We start from the raw sequence: 17,329 nt of genomic DNA, 5'->3' as shown, positions 1-17,329 counted from the left end.
CACCAAGCACATATATACAATATCGTTCATATTCAATGCCTTAAACGGAACTTCTAAATTAATCTTTCAAACATCATAACTTAGTGATATTCGCAATTGTCACCTGAGCGCACCCAATCGCATTCCCAATGGCCGAACTGTTTGCGCTCGGCGACGGTGTCGGGACGGTAGAGAATGTTGACATCCGGGCTGAACCGCCTGCCATGACGACGCCTGGCATGCCGCGGCCGACGTCTGGCGCGGTGCTCCGGCAGATGCCGCCAGAGCTTGATCGCGTGCCCATCCGCGGAATAGGCGTACTTGTAGATCGTCTCATGGCTGACAGAAACTGGATCGCGCTCCAGCCGCATGCGGCCGGCGTTCTGCTGCGGCGACCAGCCATGCATGATGCGCTCGATCACCGATTGGCGCACATGCGAGAAACGAGCAAGCTTGCGTAGCTTGGCTCTGCGCTCACGCGCCATCGCGTTGGCGGTGACGCAATAGTAGCCGCTAAGGTCTGGCATCTGCGGATCAACAAAAGTATTGCGCCTGAGTTCGCGGAAAATCGTCGAACGATGTCCGTGCAGTTTCTCAGCGATTACGTCAACGCTGATGCCAGCCGATCGCCTGGTGCCGGATCGACGCCGCACCGCCAGCGCCGATCCGGTCCAACAGACGACGCACCTGGCGGGTACTCAAGCCAAGCACATGGGCCGCCGACACCAGCGTCATCCGCCCGGCAATCACTTTCGACAAGACCTCAATCCGCTGCAGGTCACGCTCGCTCATCGCAATCAATCCCATCCGCAATCTCCCAGGTCATCAAAACCCGGGGAGAGTGACATTCTTACTTTGCAGGATCAGGACACTTCAACTTTGCGGCTACACGAGAAAATCAGATAAGATAGATTATGGAACATATAGATGTGCCGAAATGCCCGTTTCCGGGCGTATTGCACCTACTCTTGGCTTGACCCAGCCGTTCGCGGCTGCTTATTCGTTCGCCACGAAACCTCGTTTTGCAAGGCCCGATGCGATGAGCGAATTGCGCGTTCTTTCAGATGCTTTCATTCCAGAACTGCCAAACCGCTACAATGGCAAAGTGCGCGAAAACTATGATCTGCCCGGCGGCGAACGCATCATCATCGCGACCGACCGGCTGAGCGCCTTCGACATCATCCTGACGTCCATTCCGCACAAGGGTCACGTGCTGACGCAGACGGCGCGCTACTGGTTCGAGGAAACCGCCGACATCTGCCCGAACCATGTGATCAGTTATCCCGACCCGAATGTCGTCATCGGCAAGCGGCTCGACATCCTGCCGGTCGAAATCGTCGTCCGCGGCTATCTCGCCGGCACCACCAGCACGTCGATCCTGACGAAATATCGCAACGGCGAGCGCGACATGTATGGCATTCGTTTGCCCGACGGTCTGCGCGACAATCAAAAGCTTCCGCAAGCAATCATCACGCCCACCAGCAAGGCCTTCGACGGAGGCCATGATGAACCGCTGTCGGAAGACGAAATTCTAGAGCAAGGCCTCCTGACGAAGCAACAGCTCGATACCGTGTGGAGCTATGCGCTGGCGCTGTTTGCGCGGGGCCAGGCGCGAGCCGCCGAACGTGGCCTGATCCTTGTCGATACGAAGTACGAGTTCGGCACCGACAAGGATGGAACCATCATCCTTGCCGACGAGATCCACACGCCCGACAGCAGTCGATACTGGATCGCCGACAGCTATCAGCAGAGCTTTGAAAACGGCGAGCGGCCGAAAAGCTTCGACAAGGATTTCGTGCGCGCCTGGGTCACCGAGCGCTGCGATCCCTACAGGGATCCGGTCCCGGAAATCCCGAGAGAACTGGTCGAGCAAACGTCAGCTGTCTATATCGAAGCCTATGAGAAGATCACCGGGCGCACCTTCGTTCCGAATCTTTCGGGTGGCACCGTGCTGGAGCGCATCCGCAAGAACCTGGCGCCGTATTTTTCGAAATAGGCCTGAATATTAGATATTTCGAACACGTGAAGTTCAGGCGTCTCCGAGCACGGGGACGTCGACTTCGAATTCGAGACGCATCAGGTCATAAGCCGGCTCGACATGATCAGGCGTTTCACCTTGGACGGTGTCGTAGTCGAGCGGCACATGCATATGCGTCAGAACGGCTTTCTTCGGACGAAGCCGATCGATCCAGCCAAGTGACTGCACCAGCGACAGATGGCTCGGATGAAATTTGTACTGGAGGGTATCGAGCACCAGAAGCTCGAGACCATAAAGGTTTGCGATCGTTTCCGGCGGAAAGTCGCTGACATCGCTGCAATAGGCGAAATCGCCGACGCGAAATCCGAGCGAGTGGATATTGCCGTGAAACTGCATCAAGGGCTGGAAGGTGATCGGGCCACCTGCCCCTGTTATGATCACGGATGAAAGATCGTCGGCGATGATATGTGCGTCGACGATGGGCGGATAGCCGCTTCCGGGCGGCGATTCCAGGCAGTAATGAAACCCTTCGCGAATCCGGCCCATAGTGAAAGCGTCCGCCCAGATCGGTACTCTCTTCTTATTTTCAATGACATAGCCGCGCAAGTCATCGATGCCATGCAGATGGTCCGCATGGGCATGGGTATAGAGCACCGCGTCGATGTGGCGGACATTTGCCGCCACCATCTGGGCGCGAAAATCCGGACCGGTATCGATGACCACAGTCGTCTTGCCGCCATCCGGCGCGATCTGCTCCACCAGCAGAGCGGCGCGCATGCGGCGGTTCTTCGGATTTTTGGGATCGCAGGCGCCCCAGTCCCCGGTGATACGCGGCACGCCAGGCGACGAACCACAGCCGAGAATGGTGAAAGCGCGCCTGAATGCCACGTTAGAGCCTCGGCATCTTGGAGAAGATGCGGAAAGCGTTTTCCGTCGTATGCGTTGCAATCTCGTCCTTCGTCACACCGATCGTATCGGCCAGAACATCGGCCGTGTGCGCCACATAGGCAGGCTCGTTGCGCTTGCCGCGAAACGGCTTGGGCGCAAGATAAGGTGCGTCGGTCTCAACAATCATGCGATCATGCGGAACCGTCTTCGCGATCTCGCGCAGTTCTTCCGATTTCGGGAAGGTCAGGATGCCGGAGAACGACACGTAGCCGCCGAGCTCGACGCCAATTCGCGCCAGATCCGGACCCGACGAGAAGCAATGCAGAAGGAAGGGGAAGGCGCCCTTCCCTGTCTCTTCGGTCAGGATCGCCGCCATGTCGTCGTCTGCCGAACGGCTATGAATGACGAGCGGCAAACCGGTTTCGCGCGCCGCAGCGATATGCCGGCGCAGACCCTCGGCCTGAGCGTCGCGCGGCGCGTTGTCGTAGAAATAATCGAGACCCGCCTCGCCGATCGCCACCACCTTCGGGTGGGCCGAAAGCCGGATGAGATCGTCTGCAGTGATATCAAGCTCTTCATCCGCGTTGTGCGGATGGGTGCCGACGGAACAGAAGACGTTCGGATAAGCTTCCGCAATCGCAAGGATCGTGTCGAACCGCTTCACGCGTGTCGAGATCGTGATCATCTGGCCGACGCCTGCTGCGCGCGCGCGCTCGATGATAGCGTCGCGCTCAGCCTCGAAGTCGGGAAAATCCAGATGGCAATGCGTATCGATAAGCATGCTGATCGTGCCTTATTACGCTTCCGGGGCGACATAGCGTGGGAAGACCGGCTTCGGCGCTTCAAGCGGCGTTCCGGAGACAAGACGGCCGGTCTCGCCGAGTGCCGCAAAGTCGCGCTTGTCGGCTGGGGCTGCCACCAGGTCGAGCAGTTTTCCTGACGATTCCGGCATGAAGGGCTGCAACAGGATGGCAATCTGGCGAACGACCTCGGCGGTGACGTAGAGCACGGTTGCCATACGCGCCGGATCGGTCTTTTTCAGGGCCCAAGGCTCCTGGCCGGCGAAATAGCGATCGGTCTCCGAAACGACCGCAATGATCGCCGCAAGCGCGCGGTGGATCATCTGCTTGCCCATCTCGTCGCGGGTGATCTCGAGCAGCGCATCGGCGGCCGCCAACATCGCCTTGTCTTCGTCGGTCAACGCACCGCAGACAGGAATATGGCCATCGCAATTCTTGACGATCATCGACAACGAACGGCTCGCCAAGTTGCCGATGCCATTGGCAAGGTCGGAGTTGATGCGGGTTGCAATCCCCTCCTCGCTGTAGCTTCCGTCCTGGCCGAAGGAAACCTCGCGCAGGAAGAAGTAGCGGATCTGGTCGAGACCGAAATGCTCGACGAGATTGAACGGATCGACGACGTTGCCGAGCGACTTCGACATCTTCTCGCCCTTGTTGAGCAGGAAGCCGTGGGCGAAGACGCGCTTGGGCAGCGGCAGGCCGGCCGACATCAGGAAAGCGGGCCAGTAGACCGCGTGAAAGCGGATGATGTCCTTGCCGATGATATGGATGTTCGCCGGCCAGAATTTCGCCCGCGGTCCCTGCGGATTGTCGAGATAGCCGGTCGCGGTGATGTAGTTGGTGAGCGCGTCGACCCAGACATACATGACATGACCAGGATCGTTCGGCACCTTGATGCCCCAATCGAAGGTGGTGCGCGAAACAGACAGGTCCTTGAGGCCTGACTTCACGAAGGAGATCACTTCGTTGCGGCGCTCAGCCGGGCCGATGAAGTCAGGGTTCTCTTCGTAGTGCTTCAGCAGCTTGTCCTGATACTCCGACAGCTTGAAGAAGTAGCTCTGCTCCTCGACCCATTCGACCGGCGTGCCCTGCGGACCGTAACGCACGCCGTCGGCGCGCAGCTCGGTCTCGTTCTCCTGGTAATAGGCTTCGTCGCGCACGGAGTACCAGCCGGCGTAGGAATCCTTGTAGAGGTCGCCCGCCTCGCCCATGCGGTTCCAGATGTCCTGCGACGCCTCGTGGTGGCGCTTCTCGGTGGTGCGGATGAAGTCGTCATTCGACGCGTTCAGGAGAACCGCCATCTTCTGGAATTCCGAGGAGTTCCGGTCGGCGAGTTCCTGAGGCGTCACGCCTTCGCGGCGCGCCGTCTGCTGCATCTTCTGGCCGTGTTCGTCCGTGCCCGTCAGGAAGAATACGTCGCGTCCGTCCAGGCGCTGGTAGCGCGCCATTGCATCCGTTGCGATCAACTCATAGGCGTGGCCGATATGCGGCTTGCCGTTCGGGTAGGAAATCGCGGTGGTGATGTAAAAGGGGGACGTGTCTCTCATAAGCGGATTCAATCTATCTCGGATAAAGCTACCGACGCTCTTAGCGCATACGCCGCGCGGAAGGAACCGGGAGATGGCAGAAAAGCCCGCACCGAAGCCGCTGATCGACATCCATTCCCGCTTGTGTGGACGCAAACGAAACAATAGAACAAATAGGAAACAAACGCGAAGGGATCGTCATGTTGCGCCAGCTTGAACGTCAATTCGAAGCGGCATCGGCCCACTACGCCGAAGACAACGGCATCGAGCGGGATGCAGATTGGTTCATGCTCAAGATGCAGGAGGAAATCGGCGAACTGACCCAGGCCTGGAACAAGCACACCGGCCGCGGCAGGCGGCATGGAAAATCAGAGGACGAGATCCAGACCGATATGGCGGACGAGGCCGCAGATCTGCTGGGTCACGTGCTGCTTTTCGCCCACCATCACGACCTGGATCTGGTCGCTGCGATCAAGCGCAAATGGAAGTTTCAGGTCCAGCTATAGCGCCGCCTTGACGTCGTCCAGCAGCGAAAGAATGGTTTGCTTGCGATCGAGATTATAGGCGTCGCTGATGGTGAGGCGTTCCCCGGTCGTGGCCGAAAGCCGGGCGAAACGCTCGGCGCGCATGATGTCGCCGGCAACGGCCGCATCGCGGGCTTCGCGCATCAGCCGGCCTGTCAGCAGCGACGTGAAGAAATCGAAGATCGTTTCGCTGTCCTTGGCCGAAAGCACGTCGGCAAGTTTGTGCATGTCCTTGCGGATCCCCGGCCCTTGCCCCGCGAGGATCGCCTCGAAGGTCGCGGTGATTTCCAGACCGCCGTAGTTGATGAGCTTCAGCGCCTCCGCCACGCTGCCATTGGCAGCGGCCAGAACGCGCGCGGCATTTTCGCTCTCAAGATCGAAGCCGAGATGACCGAGCGCCTGGCGCAGCGCCAAAGGCTCCAACGGCTTCAGCCGCAGCGGCAGGCAGCGCGAACGGATGGTTGGTAATAGCTTACCCGGCGCGTGGGTCAGCACCAGGAACAGCGACCGACGCGGCGGTTCCTCGAGAATTTTCAGGATGGCGTTGGCGGCGTTCCGGTTGAGATCGTCGCCGGGTCGATGATGACGATGCGCCAGTTGCCGGTGCCGGATGTCTGCGAAAAGAACTTGCCGGCCCTTCGCACCTCGTCGACGGTGATGGCACCCTTGACCCTGCCCGTCTTCTCGTCGACCGGCCGCGTCAGATGCAGAAGATTGTGCGATGCGCCGGAGGCCAATTGCCGGCCGACGATCGAGGCCGGGTCGGGATCCTCAAGCCTTTCGGGCGCAGTCGCGGGATCCGGGTGATTGAGGATGTGGCTGGCGAAGCGAAACGCAAGCGTCGCCTTACCGATACCCTCCGGCCCTTCGATCAGAATGGCGTGGTGTCCCTTGCCCGAACGGTAGCTCTGGGCCAGAAACGCTTCCGCCTGCTCATGACCAAACAGCCGGTCGTTCTGGACCGGCGCGATTGCCCCTTCAAGTACACCTGGCGCTTCCGACGTCATGGTGCGGACCCCGCATTCGAAGGCCCGGAGACTTCAGCGTTCGCAAGCAAGCTCTCTAGCAGGCCGAGCACCTCTGCGGCAATCGCCTCGGCGGATTGCGTCGCATCGATAACCCGGCACCTGTCCGGATCCGCCCGTGCGATATCGAGGAAGGCCTCGCGGCGCTTTTCATGCGTCTCAAGCTCTTCCTTCTCGAAACGATCCGGGCTGTCATCGCCGGCGCGGCGTTGGGCGCGCTCGAGACCGATAGTCGCCGGCAGATCGAAAATCACGGTCCGGTCCGGGACTACGCCATTGATGGCAACCCGCTCCAGCGTCTCGACAAAGGCCGGCTCCAGATTGCCGGTGATGCCCTGGTAGACGCGCGACGAGTCCATGAAACGGTCGCAAAGCACGATCGTTCCCCCAGTCAGCGCCGGCCGGATGACCTCTTCGACATGATCGCTGCGCGCCGCAGCAAACAGAATGGCTTCCATTCGGACGCCGAAGGCTTCGGCCGCCCCCGAAAGCAGCACATGGCGCACCGCTTCGGCCCCGACCGATCCGCCCGGCTCGCGCGTCGTCAGCACCTTGTGGCCGAGCGCGCGCAGAGAATCGGCGAGCAGGCGCAACTGGGTCGATTTGCCGGCCCCTTCCCCGCCCTCGAATGTTACAAACAGACCTTTTGCCAGCGGCACAATGCTTTCCTATATCGGCATGCGATTTGGCTCTGTTTAGCCGATTGGCCCACCCGATGAAACCGCCAGAACCGGTTTTGTTACAGCCAGAAGAAGAAGAGTTCCTGCAGAGCGTCGAGCGCGCGGCTCGCCAGTGTCCCTTGGCCCACTGCTCCCGCCGTCTTGACCGGAACCTCGCGTAGCAGCTTTTCGCCGTTCCACAGTCGGACGACACCGACCTCGGCGCCGGCTTCCACGGGAGCGCGCAACGGCCATTTGTAGACGACACGGGCCGTCAGGCGTTCCGGGTTGTTGACCGGCAGCAGCACATCAACCGGCCCACCAGCGACAAGCGCGACATGGGAGGCCGCACCGCCGTAGATACTGGCCTCGCCGATCGCCTCGCCATCAGCAAAAATTCGCCGCTTTTCGAACGCCGTCATCGCCCAGTCAAGCACCTTGCGGCTTTCCTCCGTACGCTCCTTATCGGTATCGAGCCCGCCCATCGCGAGATAGACACGCCGGTCGCCACGCTGCATCGATGCGGCCAGCGAAAAACCGTAGCCTTCGGCAAAACCCGTGGCGACACCATCGACCCCGAGTTTGGCCGCGATCAACGGGTTCTTGTTGCGCTGAAGGATCTTGTTCCACTCGAACTCAGGCTGGGCGTAGAGCCGATAGAGATCGGGGTGCGCCTCGTGCAGATGACGGGTCAGCGTCACCAGTTCGGTCATAGTGATCCGGTTCTGGGGATCCGGCAGACCTGTGGCGTTACCGAACGTGGCGATAGGCATGCCGAGTTCGCGAGCGCGGGCCGTCATCTTTTCGGCAAAGGCGGTTTCGCTACCGGCCATCCCCTCTCCGAGGATGATGCAGGCATCATTGGCAAGCTGAACGGCCACCCCTTGCAACAGATCGGCCACGCGAATGCGCGACTTCAGCGCAGCAAACATCGTCGAAGTGCCGGATGGGGCGCCGCCCGTGCGCCACGCGTGTTCGGAAACGTCGAAGGCCGTTTCGGCCGAAAGCTCACCCTTGGCGATGGCCTCGGCCACCACTTCCATCGTCATCAACTTGGCAAGAGAGGCGGGCGGAACCGGTTCGTTCTCGGCGCGGGAAAACAGAACGGTGCCGGTTTCGGCATCCACCAGCAGGATCTGCTTTGCCTTGGTGTCAAACGCCACCGGCGGCGTCTGAGCCGCTGCCGCACTCGCGAGCAACGCCGCAAGGCCGAACGTGACCGTAAGCATCATCAAGCGCATGGGAAACTCCGGTTTCCCATTGGGCATAGCAGCGTCATCAGAATGGTACAACGCCCCAGGTTACCTGAGCGAACCGGTTCTGCCTTGGCGCTTCGCATGGGCAACGATGGATTCAGGCGTAAGCGGATTGGTCTCGACCATGATCGCTTCAAACGGCGATTCCGCATCGCTTACCCGCACTTCCACATAGGCGGCCGCATAGGCCATGTTGCCGTCAGGCATCGGAATGTATTCCGGTCGCTCGCGCGGGATCGGCCCGATTTCCGGAAGCATGACGAACTCGCTCAGCGACGGCGGTGCTGCAAATTGCGGGACAGGTGCAGCCAACGCCGTTACCGTACCGGCGGTATCAAGGGACGATTTCGGCGGAATGACCAGCGTTCCCAACTGGTTGCGCATCGGCTCATTCGAGGCGACCATCACGCCGGTTGCGATCTGGCCCTCCGGCATGACGCCCGGACTGCGGTCGCCCTTCGTGACATAGGACGCCATGAGATAGGGCATGTCGTTGCCTTCAAGCGGTGCGCGGCCGACATATTGCACCCGAACCTTGGCACTGCCCTTCTGCTTGATATCGAGCAAATCGGCTGTCTTCGACGAAACGTCGATGATGCGGCCATATTCATAGGGACCGCGATCGTTCACACGAACGATGACGGAAGTGCCGTTTTCGGTGTTGGTGACACGCGCATAGCTCGGCAGCGGAAAGGTCGGATGCGCGGCGGACAGATGAAGCTTGTCGTAGACTTCGCCATTGGCCGTCAGGCGACCATGAAAGGCCGAGCCGTACCAGGACGCGACACCGGTCTTGTTGTAACCGAAATCTTCCTTCGGCTGGTACCACTTGCCCTTGACCTGATAGGCTTTGCCGACCTGAAAGCGGCCGCCGCCCTTCGGAATATTCTTGCCGGTAGCGACACGGGGGCTCGCCTTCACGCCATAAACGGACTCAGCAAAGTATTCTTTGCTTCTCGACTTGCTCTTCTTGATACTGGACGTCGATCCGCAAGCCGCAAGCGTTGCGCAAAGCACAGGGACCGCCGCAAGGCGCAGTCCCTTGATCAGATATGCCGCATTTTTACTGGATGTCATCTGTCCCACAACATCATTCGAATAAGCCGTACTCGAAACCTTCCACTCGTGCCCCCAGCGGAAATCTCGGCGTCCCGAAACGGAACAGTCGATTAATCATGACAGCAACAAGGCAAAATTGCGAACCGACGAATGGCTGACGGCTCGAAATCTCCAGTTATGGTTTACGAATGGTTACCCGGACAAAATGGGCAGCGGATGCGCCAAGAAAATCTTTCCGCCCACGCATGTTAAATCTTGCAAAGCAGCAAGGCTTCGCGCAATAACGCCCTGCCCGGAGGAGTGGCCGAGCGGTTTAAGGCACCGGTCTTGAAAACCGGCGTGCGTGAAAGCGCACCGTGGGTTCGAATCCCACCTCCTCCGCCATGGCTGTCTCATTTTTCGCCACCCATTATTGCGCTCGGTCGCCAAGTGAATGCTTTGGCGGCGAACGCATACAAGTTTTGCGAGTATTCCCCGATCATAGCCGCAGCATTGACGGCGCTTGCAAGGCGGTGGCTCGACCCGCTTGCCATCCCAGATAATTTGAGGGAAAGTCTGATTCCGGCCCATCGAGCCCTGGGCGATCTCCCAGAACTAGAGAAAACCATGCCTCTTAAATATTTGACGACAGCCGCTTTTCTCGCGCTTCTTGCACTTGCCGGATGCGCAAGCACCGGCGGCAGCAACACGACCTATGCGCAGTGGCAAGGTCCAACACCTGTACCCGATCCGTCTGCGGCGAGTCCCGGCGGTTTCCGGCTCAGCTACTAACTTGCGCTAGTATACGCGTGTCGGACGGAGCGCATCGCGCGCTCCCATCCCCGGCCGCGCGATTTCAGTCGCATAGAGCTATTGGCCGCGAGATATTGTGATCGCGGGGCGATACAGGCGCCCATCGTTTGATCGGACGCCAGTCCCGGTGGAGCCCCTTCCGCTGCTTGATCCTATACTTCCAGGGAAATCGTCGTGAATCGCCGCATCACCGGTGGAAAGTATTGACTTCAATTATATTAGATATTCTTGATATTCAGTCCTCCAACAACCGAGGAACTGAACGATGCCCACCTACATCATTGAACGCGACGTCCCAGGGGCCGACAAGCTCAACCAGGACGACCTTTGCGCATTATCGGCAAAATCCAATGCTGTCGTCGCCGATCTTGGCGTACCATATACATGGATCACCAGTTATGTCGCCGGCGACAAGATTTACTGCGTCCACGAGGCATCAAGCGCCGACGTCATTCGCGAACATTCGGAACGCGCCGGATTTCCGGCGAACAAGATAACCGAAGTTGCTGCCGTCATAGGGCCTGCGACAGCATCCCAGGGGCGCAACGGTAAGTGACCGAAGCGACGTTATCATCGCAGTGCCCGGACACCGGGCACGAATGCGCGACGCAACGCCGGCAAAACAGTGATCCACCGGCACCGTCATTGACTTACGGCGGTATCAATGCAGGCTGGTTTGCCGGCATTCGGCGCCCATGCAGGGTTCCCCGGCACACCTTCCAAGGAGACGATCATGGCAAAAGGTCAAGTGCGAAGTAACCGCGAGGTTAGAAAGCCAAAGAAGGACAAGACTGTCAAAGCCGCCGTTGTGACGGAAGGCTCACAGGTGAAGCTGGCCGGCAGCAGTTTCTCCCTGGGCAAGAAAGACAAGAAGTAAGACGGTCGGCTTTAACCTCTCGAACTAACGACATGAGAGAGATATCCGTCAGTGGCCAGTCGAACTGGGGTGCGCAACGTCTCCGCGACATCCCGGCGCGACTGGTCGAGCACCCGCGGTCAGATGCCGGTTTCGTAGCGCGTTTGAACGTCGTATGTATTTGGCTGGAGATGCGAAGATCGCTACAGGCGGATGCCGCTGGCCACTCGCACTCCATTACGGCGTCCAACATCATCGGAAGCATTTGCGGCGGGTATTGTTGATCAGCTGCCAGCGCCACGCTTTGAGGCGGGCGCCGGAAAATCGAAAACGCCAACGCACCTCACGCCAATCTTTGTGCCTTCATTGCCACAGCTTGAGCACCAGTGCTCGCCTTTCGCAAAGAACTGTTGAACACGGCACAGTGCCCGGCATGCTTGCTGGACTTCGGAACGAAAGCACGGTTCACATCGTTAACCAAACCATCGCCGCCACCTCTGATCTAGTGGACGTTCACCGTGCTTGCAGCCTTGCTTATCGCCTCGATTATCGCATCGCCTAACATCGCCCTCAGCGCTGCCACGGTCGACGACCTGCAAGCCGACTTCGAAACGGCCGTGCCCTGCCAGCAGATAGACGGCCGGAACGTTTGGAAGGGAACGATCGCCTACTACATCCAGTCCTTCGTCTATCAAGGCGACACGCCGGTCGCGACCGAAGCGGCCGACGCTGTGCTGCCGGAGGACAACTCCGCGGAAACCGTCAAGGAATTCGAGGACGCCTGCTCCGCGACGCAGCCGGCCTGATTCAGGCCTCCTCTAGCAGATCGCCCATCGATATTTCTGCTGATCCCTTGATGGCAGGCTATTTCCACTGCGTCCCATCGGCCGCGGCGCAACCGTGCGGCGGGTGTCCGTTGCCAAATGTCAGCTTCAGCCGGTCACAACCCCATTGATTGAGCGGCCCGGGCATCGCCGCATTCAACGCGATACCAACTTCGTCAAACGGGCTCTGCTTGTTATCCACGTATTGATACCAGCGAAACCCAAGGATCGCGGTCGCGGCGACAACGATGGTCAGCAAGATTTGAATCAGCTTCGTCATTAAACCCTCATTCCATAAACGGAAGGAGGCATATCAGCCTCGCGCGGCGCGTGCAGCGACGAGTTGGTCAATCTGCGCTTGATTGAACCAACATTCACAGAATTTTAGGCACTTGCGGAACACATATGGAACAGATAGTGTCTGTTCTTGATTTGTTTCACGCCTCTGGAGCGACTTGCCATGCTGACCCGCAAGCAACAGGAATTGCTTCTTTTCATCCATGAACGAATGAAGGAGTCCGGTGTACCGCCGTCCTTCGACGAGATGAAGGATGCACTCGACCTGGCATCCAAGTCGGGCATTCACCGGCTGATCACAGCGCTCGAGGAACGCGGCTTCATACGCCGGCTTCCCAACCGCGCCCGAGCGCTCGAAGTCATCAAACTGCCGGAAGCCTATGCTGCGAGCGCGCAGCCCCGTCGCGGGTTTTCGCCGAGCGTCATCGAGGGTAGCCTTGGCAAACCGCCCGCCCCTGCCCCCGCGGCGAAAACGCTGCCGGTTGCCGACAACAGCTCCGTGTCGGTTCCAGTGATGGGCCGCATTGCCGCCGGCGTGCCGATCTCGGCGATACAGAACAACACCCACGACATTACCGTGCCGCTCGATATGATCGGCAGCGGCGAGCACTACGCCCTTGAAGTGAAGGGTGATTCGATGATCGAGGCCGGCATTTTCGATGGCGATACGGTGATCATCCGCAATGCCACCACGGCCAATCCCGGCGATATCATCGTGGCACTAGTCGATGACGAGGAAGCAACGTTGAAACGCTTCCGGCGCAAGGGCGCTTCAATTGCTCTAGAGGCCGCCAACCCGGCCTATGAGACGCGCATCTTCGGGCCTGACCGGGTCAAGATTCAGGGCAAGCTCGTCGGCTTGATCCGCCGCTACCACTAAGCCCGTCTCACGCCAGCGCAATTCGAGGAAAAGTGCGGAGCGGTTTTCCGCCAGGAAATGCGTAAAAACAAATAGATAGAGCGCCTAGTGACTCCGTTTAAACCGGAAACGCTCTAGCCGCCTTCATGCCGGCCAGCCGCTCTCTTACTTCAACGTCTCGCCACATAGGGTAGCGAGACGGAGATTTTCGGATCGAGTGTTTTTCACGCTCGACGGATTTTACTCGTGAATCGAGTACTCGCCCAACTCGCAGAGATCCTGCTTGTCTTCAGTCGTGTCGAGACCGGAACCTTCTTCGAATTCAAAGCGCATGTCGTATTTGCAGACATCACGTCCGTCGGCGATGGTAATTTCCATGCTTTCGCCCGGATTAAGCACCTGCCGCCCGAAGACGTCGTCTTCCCACTGATCAACACCGACCGGCGATGTGTAGAAGTTCGTCAAAACGGCATTCGTCTTGTTCTTAAGCTGAAAGACGAGATCCTCAGCGCTTGCGGTGGCCGTCGTTACGGCAAGAATGGCAAGAGCAGTCAGGGCGATCTTATATTTCATTTTATGTCTTTTCCTCCATTGTTGGCTTTGTTTGACACTACCTATACGGGTCGCGCTGTTGGGATATTCATTCCCAGTTCTGTCTAGAGACAATATTTTCAGCACTGACAATAGTGACCGAATCACCATTTCGGGGCGCGTCCTCGCAAGGCCATGTCGTTGGCGACTGCGGACGTTCGCAAACTGGCGGGCAAGCGCAGCCCGGTCGAATTGCGCTTTGAAAACAGTGGTTGGCTGCGATGCGGGCAGCCTCGCTGCGCGTGTTGGACGCGCCGCATTGGCCCATGTTCCTTGCCCCCCGAAAACCGTACCTGCGTGCCGGCAGCATGTCCTTTGCGCAGGCACGCACAGCGTTTCACTTTCGACAATCGGGCTGCTATTGACGGAGAACCGCTTTAGCCAATCGCGCAGGCGCTGGGTGACTTGTTGCTTTCATCGTGCGAGGGGCTGAATCACGCGCTCGCCCGCCCTATCTACGTCACACTTTCGTTGACGCTCGCAACGAGCACGCGGCCGCTTACGCCACCGATGGCCGGTATTTCGACCGCCTTCGGATCTGCGTTCGCCTTGAACCTCGCGTGGGGCGTCGACCGCCAGCGGCATTCGCCGCTGCCAAACCTGTTGAGCGTGTGGCCGATGGCGCTCAATTCTCCTGAACGGAAACCCCGTCCTGGCCAATCTTGATCTCTACGCCGGTCGGTTTTGTTTCCTCGCGGTAGACATAGGCGCCGAGACCAATGACGGCGACGGCGAGCATGGCAATGATCAGATAGAGCCCATTACGGTTCATTCAGCAATTCCTCGCTTGGGTACGGTATGGGTAACTAGGTTCGTACCCAAGAAAGGCAACGGTGCGACGCGGACTGTTCGCTCCTCGCGCGGATGATGCAGGACGGATGCGAACGGCCGTAGGCTTTTTCTCCGCACGATCCGTTGGCCGAGCGCTCTTGCGACGCATCGGCTCGGGCCGCGGAACGTCCCCGACGTGGAGCACGAAAGCGTGCTGGCGCACGTATCGGGCACTTGGTCTGAATATGTGCCCGATGCGCGACGAGACGCCTCGTACCCCGCGCCTGAGCCCAATCGGCTGATGGCCCTACAACGAACGGCCTCAACGGGAGTGCGGTCCTCTGGATTGAGACTGCCCCCGAATGCGCTTGAGCACAAGCAACCCACCTCATAAGAAAGCTCATCAAATGCGCTTCAAAATCAGATGGATGATTGGATGAATCTCGATGTTCAGAACCTTGACGGAGCCTGCCACTGCGGAACGGTTCGCTTCAATGTGAAACTGAAGAGCGGCCTCCGCACCGCCCGCCGTTGCACTTGCTCCTATTGCCAGTTGAAGGGCGCGGTTGCCGTCTCTGCCGCCAAGGACGGGGTCACGGTTCTCTCCGGCGGCGAGGCACTCACCAAATATCAGTTCAACACGAAGGCTGCAGAGCATTACTTCTGCTCGAAGTGCGGCATCTACACATTCCACAAGCCGCGCGCGAACCCGGATTTCTACGGCGTCAACGCCGCGTGCCTTGAAGGCATAAGCCCATTCGATTTCGAGGAGCTACCGGTGAACGACGGCATCAACCACCCGATGGACACGAAGGGATCGACCGGCCCAAGGCTCGCAGGAACGCTCAAGTTTATCCCGGCGGAGTGACGACAGGCGCGGCTGGCAGGACGCCGGCCGCAGCCGTTCAAACTGCTGCACCCTGAATGAGGGGGGCGTTCGTTGCGCCGCCAAGACGTCGAAGATCTACTCGCGGAACGCGAACGGGCGCGCTTGACGAGGCAGAGTGTTGCCAGAAGCAATGGGGATGGAATCGGCAATCTGCTGCTTGGATCGAACGTCGAAGAGGGAGATAACGGGAACCAATTGCCACACCAAGAAGAATGTGTGGCAGCAGATGAAATCCTGCAGTCCAAATAGCGAAACTAATTCAACTACTTAGGAGTGGCTTTGGAGGCCTCGCCCGGAATTGAACCGGGGTACAAGGATTTGCAGTCCTCTGCGTCACCACTCCGCCACGAGGCCTCATCGACTGAGATTATCAAGTCGTGGCGAGCGTTTAGAATGAATATAGAAAGAGCGCAAGAGGGGATTTCTGAAAAACGTCCTCAGGCATTTCTGAAATTCCATCTTTCTCCAACTCTTCCACAGGCTTACCGATCCGGCCCCATAACGGATCGCCGCGAACCCCTTCGACGACAGGCGGCGGGCGCTATACGGCAGCGTCCGACACGAGGCAATTGGATGGATTTACCATTTCGACAGACGGCCCGAATCTTCCGTCCAACCCTTCTTCCGACGTCGCGGGGCGCTGCTACCTTGTACACCGTTTCACGGTAAAGCTACCTTGCACCAAGATTCTTCAGGGAATTGGACGTTGAATCCAGAGTTGATCATCTACCCAAGCTCATACTGACGGTAGTTTTCTGTGGAATGTGCATTGCGGTCGCAATCTGGCGTCTATTCCAGCTCGCGGTGACCGGCCGATTGGACATGTCGCCAATTTTCCCGAACCTTAAGGCAGATTTCCGAGCCAATCCCATCAAGCTGCTTCTAGCAAGCTCTCTTGTTGTGTTCTTTCTGGCACTATCGGCTCTGGGGTTGATAATCGGTATTGATATCGCGCTCGGTGGATAACTTAGACGGCTACACGCTTCCGGCCCTCATCATTCTCTCTGATGACGCCGAGCACCGTCTAACACCAGGGCTTGGGCTGTCCCTTCCAGGGCCGAACCAAGCCCTCCGATACGAGCACGGCGCCGAGAGAGCGGCCGTCGCGCATCACCACGCGCAGCTTTTCGCTGTTCTTGTCGTCGCTCCTGCCGATGGCCTCGATCAGCCTGAACTCGCCGGCGTTCAGCAACTCGCGCAATCGCTGCTTGGCGTAGAAGCCGCGGGCACGTTCGCTATCGCAACTCGCCTGCTTGATTCGCGGTGCATCGACGTCGGCGACACGGATCTCCTCGCCCTGGTAGCGGAATGTTCCGCCGTCGACGACGCAATTGTCGTTGCGGGTACCGCAGAAATAGAACTGATTCGCCTGGGGCTCGACGGCCGTGGGCTGCGCGATCGGGCGCTCGACGGGTGTCGGTGCGGCCAACCCGACATTGACTGCGGGTATCGGTCCGTCGACAGGCTTCGTCTTGTGCGTAGCCGAGGGCATGGCGACACGGGCCTGCGCCTTCGGCCGATCGTCCGACCTGGATGTGGATGTCGACTTGGGCGCCGATGCGAACACATCCGAAACGCCCGGCAGATCCCGCAACTGTCCACGGTGGTCGTACGCAACAACGCCGCCGACTGTCAGCACCGCGGCGAGATACCAGGGCAGCATTCCGCCCTTTTTCTTTGTCCGGCTGCCGCGGCGACGCCCGCGGCTTGTCGTGGTCTTAGCCATTCCGCCCCATCCTTAATCCGGGCGGCATTA

Annotated in this window: 17 protein-coding genes, 2 tRNA genes and 3 pseudogenes; 8 read left to right on the top strand and 14 right to left on the bottom strand. The window is 59.0% G+C overall.

Features of this window, described 5'->3' with window-relative positions:
• Positions 1-107 precede the first annotated feature (107 nt).
• Positions 108-638: pseudogene (locus tag BKP54_RS03095) on the bottom strand (IS30 family transposase); the annotation flags it as partial.
• Positions 601-786 (bottom strand): annotated as a pseudogene (locus BKP54_RS03090) (helix-turn-helix domain-containing protein); the annotation flags it as partial. The pseudogenes BKP54_RS03090 and BKP54_RS03095, both read right to left, overlap by 38 nt.
• 241 nt (positions 787-1,027) lie before the next feature.
• Here BKP54_RS03090 and BKP54_RS03085 point away from each other — a divergent pair.
• Positions 1,028-1,975: a phosphoribosylaminoimidazolesuccinocarboxamide synthase gene (locus tag BKP54_RS03085; RefSeq protein WP_025427063.1), complete on the top strand. Its 948-nt coding sequence runs from the start codon at positions 1,028-1,030 to the stop codon at positions 1,973-1,975.
• 33 nt (positions 1,976-2,008) lie between these two features.
• On the opposite strand, the gene BKP54_RS03080 is transcribed toward BKP54_RS03085, so the two are convergent.
• The 3 genes from BKP54_RS03080 to metG are packed head-to-tail and all read right to left on the bottom strand — an operon-like array spanning position 2,009 to position 5,192.
• Positions 2,009-2,845 carry an MBL fold metallo-hydrolase gene (locus BKP54_RS03080; RefSeq protein WP_057210388.1) on the bottom strand — a complete coding sequence of 279 codons (837 nt, stop codon included), beginning with the start codon at positions 2,843-2,845 and terminating at the stop codon, positions 2,009-2,011.
• Between the two features lies 1 nt (position 2,846).
• On the bottom strand, positions 2,847-3,626 hold the full coding sequence (locus BKP54_RS03075) for a TatD family hydrolase (protein WP_025427061.1): 780 nt from the start codon (positions 3,624-3,626) through the stop codon (positions 2,847-2,849).
• A 15-nt stretch (positions 3,627-3,641) separates the two neighbouring features.
• Positions 3,642-5,192 (bottom strand): methionine--tRNA ligase, encoded by a 1,551-nt coding sequence (metG, locus tag BKP54_RS03070; RefSeq protein WP_057210390.1) that lies wholly within the window; start codon positions 5,190-5,192, stop codon positions 3,642-3,644.
• Between the two features lie 179 nt (positions 5,193-5,371).
• On the opposite strand from metG, the gene BKP54_RS03065 reads away from it, so the two are divergent.
• A complete protein-coding gene (locus BKP54_RS03065) occupies positions 5,372-5,677 on the top strand; it encodes a pyrophosphatase (RefSeq protein ID WP_057214155.1) in 306 nt (101 codons plus the stop codon).
• Here BKP54_RS03065 and BKP54_RS03060 read toward each other — a convergent pair.
• The 4 genes and pseudogenes from BKP54_RS03060 to BKP54_RS03045 form a co-directional block, all read right to left on the bottom strand.
• Positions 5,672-6,702 (bottom strand): annotated as a pseudogene (locus BKP54_RS03060) (DNA polymerase III subunit delta'). The gene BKP54_RS03065 and the pseudogene BKP54_RS03060 sit on opposite strands and share 6 nt — an antisense overlap.
• The gene (gene tmk, locus BKP54_RS03055) at positions 6,699-7,379 is read right to left on the bottom strand and encodes a dTMP kinase (protein ID WP_038576098.1); all 681 of its coding nucleotides are present in this window, start codon (positions 7,377-7,379) and stop codon (positions 6,699-6,701) included. Before tmk ends, BKP54_RS03060 begins: the two are co-directional and overlap by 4 nt.
• An 80-nt stretch (positions 7,380-7,459) precedes the next feature.
• Positions 7,460-8,620 carry a D-alanyl-D-alanine carboxypeptidase family protein gene (locus BKP54_RS03050; RefSeq protein WP_025427057.1) on the bottom strand — a complete coding sequence of 387 codons (1,161 nt, stop codon included), beginning with the start codon at positions 8,618-8,620 and terminating at the stop codon, positions 7,460-7,462.
• Positions 8,621-8,680: 60 nt separating this feature from the next.
• Entirely contained in the window at positions 8,681-9,712 is a 1,032-nt protein-coding gene (locus BKP54_RS03045) for a septal ring lytic transglycosylase RlpA family protein (RefSeq protein WP_025427056.1), read from the bottom strand.
• 276 nt (positions 9,713-9,988) lie between these two features.
• On the opposite strand from BKP54_RS03045, the gene BKP54_RS03040 reads away from it, so the two are divergent.
• From BKP54_RS03040 to BKP54_RS03025, 4 genes are all read left to right on the top strand, one after another.
• A tRNA-Ser gene (locus BKP54_RS03040) sits at positions 9,989-10,078 on the top strand.
• Positions 10,079-10,751: 673 nt separating this feature from the next.
• The gene (locus BKP54_RS03035; RefSeq protein ID WP_025427055.1) at positions 10,752-11,042 is read left to right on the top strand and encodes a DUF4242 domain-containing protein; all 291 of its coding nucleotides are present in this window, start codon (positions 10,752-10,754) and stop codon (positions 11,040-11,042) included.
• A gap of 108 nt (positions 11,043-11,150) precedes the next feature.
• Positions 11,151-11,363, top strand: coding sequence for a hypothetical protein (locus BKP54_RS03030; RefSeq protein WP_038576095.1), 213 nt, complete (start codon positions 11,151-11,153; stop codon positions 11,361-11,363).
• Positions 11,364-11,860: 497 nt separating this feature from the next.
• Positions 11,861-12,148 (top strand): hypothetical protein, encoded by a 288-nt coding sequence (locus BKP54_RS03025; RefSeq protein ID WP_025427054.1) that lies wholly within the window; start codon positions 11,861-11,863, stop codon positions 12,146-12,148.
• A 58-nt stretch (positions 12,149-12,206) separates the two neighbouring features.
• Here the strand turns inward: BKP54_RS03025 and BKP54_RS03020 are convergent, their stop codons facing one another.
• Positions 12,207-12,446, bottom strand: coding sequence for a hypothetical protein (locus BKP54_RS03020; RefSeq protein ID WP_025427053.1), 240 nt, complete (start codon positions 12,444-12,446; stop codon positions 12,207-12,209).
• 180 nt (positions 12,447-12,626) lie between these two features.
• Between BKP54_RS03020 and lexA the strand changes: the two genes are divergently transcribed.
• The gene (lexA, locus tag BKP54_RS03015; RefSeq protein WP_025427052.1) at positions 12,627-13,343 is read left to right on the top strand and encodes a transcriptional repressor LexA; all 717 of its coding nucleotides are present in this window, start codon (positions 12,627-12,629) and stop codon (positions 13,341-13,343) included.
• Between the two features lie 219 nt (positions 13,344-13,562).
• Here the strand turns inward: lexA and BKP54_RS03010 are convergent, their stop codons facing one another.
• The gene (locus tag BKP54_RS03010; protein ID WP_025427051.1) at positions 13,563-13,895 is read right to left on the bottom strand and encodes a hypothetical protein; all 333 of its coding nucleotides are present in this window, start codon (positions 13,893-13,895) and stop codon (positions 13,563-13,565) included.
• 643 nt (positions 13,896-14,538) lie between these two features.
• Positions 14,539-14,685, bottom strand: coding sequence for a hypothetical protein (locus BKP54_RS34880; protein WP_025427050.1), 147 nt, complete (start codon positions 14,683-14,685; stop codon positions 14,539-14,541).
• A gap of 435 nt (positions 14,686-15,120) precedes the next feature.
• Here BKP54_RS34880 and BKP54_RS03005 point away from each other — a divergent pair, with 435 nt between their 5' ends.
• Positions 15,121-15,552: a GFA family protein gene (locus BKP54_RS03005; protein WP_025427049.1), complete on the top strand. Its 432-nt coding sequence runs from the start codon at positions 15,121-15,123 to the stop codon at positions 15,550-15,552.
• Positions 15,553-15,853: 301 nt separating this feature from the next.
• Here the strand turns inward: BKP54_RS03005 and BKP54_RS03000 are convergent.
• Positions 15,854-15,927 (bottom strand) — tRNA-Cys (locus BKP54_RS03000).
• Between the two features lie 670 nt (positions 15,928-16,597).
• The gene (locus BKP54_RS02990) at positions 16,598-17,299 is read right to left on the bottom strand and encodes a thermonuclease family protein (RefSeq protein WP_025427047.1); all 702 of its coding nucleotides are present in this window, start codon (positions 17,297-17,299) and stop codon (positions 16,598-16,600) included.
• Between the last annotated feature and the right edge of the window lie 30 nt (positions 17,300-17,329).

It is taken from the genome of Ensifer sp. 1H6 (assembly GCF_001976035.1).
Taxonomy (GTDB): Bacteria; Pseudomonadota; Alphaproteobacteria; order Rhizobiales; family Rhizobiaceae; genus Ensifer; species Ensifer canadensis.
Note: the sequence above shows the minus strand (reverse complement) of the source record. Positions and strands in the feature narration are given on the sequence as shown.

Bases quoted from the DNA above. Each gene is read 5' to 3' on its own strand.
- BKP54_RS03020 (WP_025427053.1), bottom strand. From the start codon at position 12,446: ATGACGAAGCTGATTCAAATCTTGCTGACCATCGTTGTCGCCGCGACC.
- lexA (WP_025427052.1), top strand. From the start codon at position 12,627: ATGCTGACCCGCAAGCAACAGGAATTGCTTCTTTTCATCCATGAACGA.
- metG (WP_057210390.1), bottom strand. From the start codon at position 5,192: ATGAGAGACACGTCCCCCTTTTACATCACCACCGCGATTTCCTACCCG.
- BKP54_RS03030 (WP_038576095.1), top strand. From the start codon at position 11,151: ATGCAGGCTGGTTTGCCGGCATTCGGCGCCCATGCAGGGTTCCCCGGC.
- BKP54_RS34880 (WP_025427050.1), bottom strand. From the start codon at position 14,685: ATGAACCGTAATGGGCTCTATCTGATCATTGCCATGCTCGCCGTCGCC.
- BKP54_RS03005 (WP_025427049.1), top strand. From the start codon at position 15,121: ATGAATCTCGATGTTCAGAACCTTGACGGAGCCTGCCACTGCGGAACG.
- BKP54_RS03045 (WP_025427056.1), bottom strand. From the start codon at position 9,712: ATGACATCCAGTAAAAATGCGGCATATCTGATCAAGGGACTGCGCCTT.
- BKP54_RS03075 (WP_025427061.1), bottom strand. From the start codon at position 3,626: ATGCTTATCGATACGCATTGCCATCTGGATTTTCCCGACTTCGAGGCT.
- BKP54_RS03010 (WP_025427051.1), bottom strand. From the start codon at position 13,895: ATGAAATATAAGATCGCCCTGACTGCTCTTGCCATTCTTGCCGTAACG.
- BKP54_RS03065 (WP_057214155.1), top strand. From the start codon at position 5,372: ATGTTGCGCCAGCTTGAACGTCAATTCGAAGCGGCATCGGCCCACTAC.
- BKP54_RS03035 (WP_025427055.1), top strand. From the start codon at position 10,752: ATGCCCACCTACATCATTGAACGCGACGTCCCAGGGGCCGACAAGCTC.
- BKP54_RS03050 (WP_025427057.1), bottom strand. From the start codon at position 8,620: ATGCGCTTGATGATGCTTACGGTCACGTTCGGCCTTGCGGCGTTGCTC.
- BKP54_RS02990 (WP_025427047.1), bottom strand. From the start codon at position 17,299: ATGGCTAAGACCACGACAAGCCGCGGGCGTCGCCGCGGCAGCCGGACA.